The organism is Mesorhizobium sp. WSM4806 (assembly GCF_055811635.1).
The window spans coordinates 1-4,189 of sequence record NZ_JBVVQZ010000049.1; the positions used below are offsets into that span (position 1 = coordinate 1).

The window sequence follows — 4,189 nt, forward strand, 5'->3', positions numbered from 1 at the left end:
GACGACAGTGCCGGGGCTGGAACTCGCAAGCCGCTTCCCGCCAGTTGCATATAGGTGTCATGTGCGGCGCGATCGCCGCCTAGGGCCACTAAGGCTCCGGTCATGCCTTCCATGCCGATCAGGCCGACCTCGGTATCCCGGCCCTTAGGTAGTTTGGCGACTACCGACGCGATGCCGTCTTCCAGGAAATACACGTGTTCGATAACGGACTTCGTCGACTCAAGCTGGGTCCGCATCGGCAGCGCTACCCGTTCCATGTTGGGTTCGATCGATGCCAGATCGCCAGGGGAAAGTCGCCGCAATAAAGCATTTTGATAGGGAATATTGGGCTGGTTAAACATAACTCCACCCTCTGTAGGGCAAGAGCTTTCTGACCTCCCAGCCGTTCGCGCCCGTGACAACGTGCGAACGATAAGACTACATGTGGGGTGCTAAAGTCCCGAAGCCAATCACTTTAAGCATTAAAAGCGTGTACCGGGCATTCTGGCGGCATCCGAGAAGGGAAATCGCAACACCAATGCGTGTTTTTCGTCGCATATCTCAAAGATCGCGCCTGTCAGCATTGGCTTCCCGCTGAGCAGTCCTTCCGCCAGGATCTCCTTGGCGGAGGCCATCGCGTTCTCCTCAGCCTGCGCCAAATCCGCAAATTCCTGCCCCTCGAGGTCTTCCATGAGGTGCCCCTCCTCGCTCCGGATATGGAAAAAATATCTTGGCATGCCAGTCCACCTCCATGGACTATCTAGATGCATGGAGGCTCATGGATAGTGTCGGAAACGTACCAACCGGGGATATGTATGAACCGGACATTCGACGTGTCTGAGCGCTGGCGCAAGGCCAGCGGGTCAGCTGACGCTGTCGGTGATTTCTGACCTGTCGAACAGCACGCCGAGACCATGCTCGACGGCACAGGCGGCGATCATGTCGTCAAGGGCTTTCCCGGACACAGGGCAATTGGGGAGGACTTCCCGTATGGCGGTTTCAGCTCTCGATGTTGAAACCACATCGTGCCGCCTTTTCCTGGTCTCCATATAGTGGTCGACTAGGGTTTTCAGACGCCTTGCCGCAATCTCATCTGCAAACATTGTTGTTCACTCCTGTCAGTCAGGTCGCCCGGAAACAATGGCCCGCCCCTGTACGAGGGCGGGCCAATCCGATCGAGTGACCGGTGATCCGAGTGAGGGACCTGGATCGCTAAAGTAAGTTCGAGCGGGATTATTCGTTCCAAGGCGGCTACGGCTTGGTAATTCCCGTACATTGATTCCTATGCTGAGGTGGACGCCGGACCTCGCAGCCGGTCAGGTGCGTAGGAATTCAGCAAGAGAGCAGGTCGGATGGCGCGCGCGCCAGCGGTCAACAAACTTCACTGTTTCGCGCGCTCATTGCTTTGTTTCACCTGGCATTTCGCAAAGCACTTGCGCGATCCCCGCTTTCCCTCCGCGCTTTTTGGTCCGCACACCAAAAAGCCCGATGATGCGTCCGCGTCGATCAGCATCGTCATGCGTTGAACCCGGCGAAGATCTGCTTTGTCCGAATCTGGGTTTGGCGCCGGATCATCCGTCGCGCCCCGCATTGACGACAAATTTGCACGGAGGACTCAAGATGGGCGAAGAACGGCACGAAAAAAACCAACACCGCGCATACCAATTTGGAAACCTGAAGGCAGTAGACACGGCGATCACGAGCGACACTGGCACCAGGCTTAAACCGAAATTGATCGAGAGGCCGCACTGCCCTTACCGCAGACGATGCTCTTCCGGAAACTCGCGAGATCGCCAGCTCGGACGCTATGACCGTTGAGGCCCTGGCAATGCGAACGGGCATAAGCGGTGACCAGGCCCAAGAATTGATCGATAGGCTTGGCAATGATCGCGCGGCCATCGAGGAAGCCGCGCGGAGCATCGAGGCGGCGGGAGGGTGACCTCAGCGCGGCACCCTCTTGTCACACGGCTCGTAACGTTCGCCGAGCCTTATCGTCTTGTAAGTAAGCCAGTTGGTGCCCCGATCGGCGCCCCAGTCCAAATCACAATGGCAACAACCAACGAAGCCGCAGGTTGGACGGGCGAAGACCACGCCCAGCCGGTCCAGCCGCGGCGGATCATTTCGAGGATTGTCCAGTGTGCGGGCAGGACTTCGACAAGCGCGGCGTGGGCCAGGTGCTTCATCATGTGAAGACCAATCACCAGCTGGGTGCAGCCTAATGACAAGGGCGCGCCGCCGTCGTCCGGAGGCGCGTTCTCTCTATTGTTCATGACGTGCTCATTGATCCTGCTTTCGAAGCGCCGTTTAGCTAGGCAGCTTCCTGCATCGCTCTCTCGTTGACGCTAGCCTCTCCAAGCTGCGTCAGCGCTTCGTCAGTCGCCTTTTCCTCTTCGAGCGTCTCCTCGAGCAGTGGCACGGCATCCTTTAGGCCGAGCAGTCCGGCCCAGGTAATCAAGGTGCCATAGCGGGCGATCTCATAGTGTTCGACCGCTTGCGCCGCCGCCACAAGCCCAGCGTCCAGAGCTGGAGCTTCCTTGAATTCCTCCAGTACCTCCTGTCCTTCCTCAATGATGCCGTCGATCGCGGGACATGTCTTTCCTTGTGCCCGTTTGCCGAAAATCTCGAAGACCTGCTGCAGCCGTTCGATCTGAGCCTCCGTCTCGTCGCGGTGCTTTTCGAATGCGGCGGTCAGTTGGTCAGATTCGGCACCCTTGGCCATCTTCTTCAGCGCAGCCAGGATTTTGCGCTCAGCGTAGTAGACGTCCTTCAGTCCGTCGTGGAAAAGATCTTCGAGGCCCTTGGCCTTGCTCTGAGATTCATTTTTCATAGCCATCGTCGTCTCCGAATGTGAGAAACGCGTGTCTGGTGGCACGCGCAGCTTTAACCAAAGTGGGTGCTGTTTGTTCCTTTGGCCCGATCGGCAAATCCTCTGTGCCTGGACGTCATCGACGTGCCTCACGCCTACACGGGCCTGGAATGCGAGGGATTGAGGCAGCGCAAGCGGCCATTTCGCTGGATGCCGGCGAAACGTGCAACCCGCCCCGGTGTTCCGTGCACGAAAGAAAGCCCGCGCCCTTCGGGAAAAAAGGACGCGGGCCCATCGGGAGTCATCCATGTCGCAGCTGCACAAATGAAACTTTCAGTCCGCGCCGAAGTTCCACACGGAAACAAGAAAGGCCCGCCGCGCCTTCAGCCGCCTCGCTCCACTGGCCACCAAACGAAATATGAAACCGGCGCCCGAGGGGATGGGAAGGACGCGGCCTGATCAGAGGGTGCAGTCCGAGCAGCACTAGGGCAAGTGCTGCACGACACGAACGCATTGGCTCGGCCAGGTTCCCGCACGGAATACAAGCCCACCGCCAGAACCCGCCCTCGCTCGATTTCAGCCAAGCCGCCTACCGTCTCCCCGAATGCCAGGTCGGAAGAACGGATGAGCGTCTGTAACCGAGAGCGATCACGGCTGAGTTCTGGAGGACGAGTTCCAGGATTTCTATCCCGTCCAGACTCCAGCCGTGCCTGCTTGCCACGGATGAGTTTGCCTTCGGACAGCGGCGCTTACCCTGCCGTTCAGGAACAACAACGCCCAAGCCAAGTTTGGTGGTCCAGGAGGTAACGACAATGCGCATACTGAGAACCTTCTTTGAATACTTGTGGCGCTCGAACAGCAAGTCGCCAGCAGCCCTTGCGCCGCCCGTCGACGCGATCGTTCGGCTGCTGAAAGAAAAGCAAAAACTCGCTACAAAGAAAGGACTTGGTCGACCAGAATAGACTGCTGGCGGCTGACCGTAACGCAGGATGTGGCGACGCGGCACACAGCATCACGCGTCACCTTGCCTATCTGCAGCCTTAGCCGGAACTTGCCATCGGGAACGGTGCACCCGCGGCAGGCTCGGGCATGCGGCAAATGCCTTGGTCGCCTGGAGCAGCGCCAATCGGCGCCGTGTGTATCGGCGGCAATCACGAGAGAAGGAAGATCAGGTTCGCGCCAGTTAGTCACCGCTCAATTCTGGCTGGCAGGTGACGACATGTCTTTTCGTGCAAGGCCCCGCACAGCTTCAAGACCCCGTGGGAAGCCGCTGCGGTTACTAAAATCCTGCGGTTGCCGGCGGCCTCGAGCGTGCCGGGCGCTTACCTTTTGCGCCGTCAATAAATCGATGAGTGTCACACCGGCAACGAGCACCAATGCAAGTCCGACGTTGTCACGTTTTGG

Annotated in this window: 6 protein-coding genes and 2 pseudogenes; 2 read left to right on the forward strand and 6 right to left on the reverse strand. The window is 58.5% G+C overall.

The annotated features are described in order from the left end of the window. The 3 genes from AC0L2M_RS34395 to AC0L2M_RS34405 all read right to left on the reverse strand — a co-directional run. Positions 1–341, reverse strand: a 341-nt coding sequence (locus AC0L2M_RS34395; RefSeq protein ID WP_473537243.1) for a cyclic nucleotide-binding domain-containing protein, incomplete at its 3' end; no start/stop codon positions are given. Between the two features lie 120 nt (positions 342–461). Next, positions 462–749, reverse strand: coding sequence for a DUF6894 family protein (locus tag AC0L2M_RS34400; protein WP_473537244.1), 288 nt, complete (start codon positions 747–749; stop codon positions 462–464). Positions 750–842: 93 nt separating this feature from the next. Then, positions 843–1,082 (reverse strand): hypothetical protein, encoded by a 240-nt coding sequence (locus AC0L2M_RS34405; protein ID WP_128247155.1) that lies wholly within the window; start codon positions 1,080–1,082, stop codon positions 843–845. Between the two features lie 517 nt (positions 1,083–1,599). Between AC0L2M_RS34405 and AC0L2M_RS34410 the strand changes: the two are divergent. After that, positions 1,600–1,918 (forward strand): annotated as a pseudogene (locus tag AC0L2M_RS34410) (DUF2934 domain-containing protein). Positions 1,919–1,967: 49 nt separating this feature from the next. On the opposite strand, the gene AC0L2M_RS34415 reads toward AC0L2M_RS34410, so the two are convergent. Both AC0L2M_RS34415 and AC0L2M_RS34420 read right to left on the reverse strand, forming a co-directional pair. Beyond that, complete coding sequence (locus tag AC0L2M_RS34415; RefSeq protein WP_287242568.1) at positions 1,968–2,249, reverse strand: hypothetical protein; 282 nt, start codon at positions 2,247–2,249, stop codon at positions 1,968–1,970. A 38-nt stretch (positions 2,250–2,287) separates the two neighbouring features. Further along, entirely contained in the window at positions 2,288–2,812 is a 525-nt protein-coding gene (locus AC0L2M_RS34420) for a YciE/YciF ferroxidase family protein (protein ID WP_128175816.1), read from the reverse strand. Positions 2,813–3,597: 785 nt separating this feature from the next. On the opposite strand from AC0L2M_RS34420, the gene AC0L2M_RS34425 reads away from it, so the two are divergent. Further along, on the forward strand, positions 3,598–3,747 hold the full coding sequence (locus AC0L2M_RS34425; RefSeq protein WP_156942635.1) for a hypothetical protein: 150 nt from the start codon (positions 3,598–3,600) through the stop codon (positions 3,745–3,747). 232 nt (positions 3,748–3,979) lie between these two features. Here the strand turns inward: AC0L2M_RS34425 and AC0L2M_RS34430 are convergent. Then, positions 3,980–4,189, reverse strand: a pseudogene (locus AC0L2M_RS34430) (hypothetical protein); the annotation flags it as partial.